This is a genomic window from Pantoea sp. SIMBA_079 (assembly GCF_046940275.1).
GTDB lineage: Bacteria > Pseudomonadota > Gammaproteobacteria > Enterobacterales > Enterobacteriaceae > Pantoea > Pantoea borealis.
Genome location: NZ_JAWRYR010000460.1, coordinates 1 through 263, shown reverse-complemented (window position 1 = coordinate 263; position 263 = coordinate 1). Strand labels below are relative to the sequence as shown.

1 pseudogene is annotated in these 263 nt (G+C 65.4%); it reads right to left on the bottom strand.

What is annotated here, in order from left to right:
- Positions 1-263: pseudogene (locus SB719_RS20805) on the bottom strand (3-phosphoshikimate 1-carboxyvinyltransferase); the annotation flags it as partial.

Sequence of the window (263 nt, the reverse complement as noted above, 5' to 3'; positions counted from 1 at the left end):
CGCGCAGCGAGGCCACACTGAAGGCCATGGCAATGCGGTGGTCACCATGCCCATGCACTTCGCCGCCGCCCAACTGGCCGCCGTCGATGATGATGCCGTCCGGGGTCGGCTCACACTTGATGCCCAAGGTGATGAGGCCATCGGCCATCACCTGGATGCGATCGGACTCCTTCACGCGCAGCTCTTCGGCGCCACGCAGCACGGTACGCCCTTCTGCGCAGGCAGCAGCCACGAACAAGACCGGGAATTCGTCGATGGCCAGC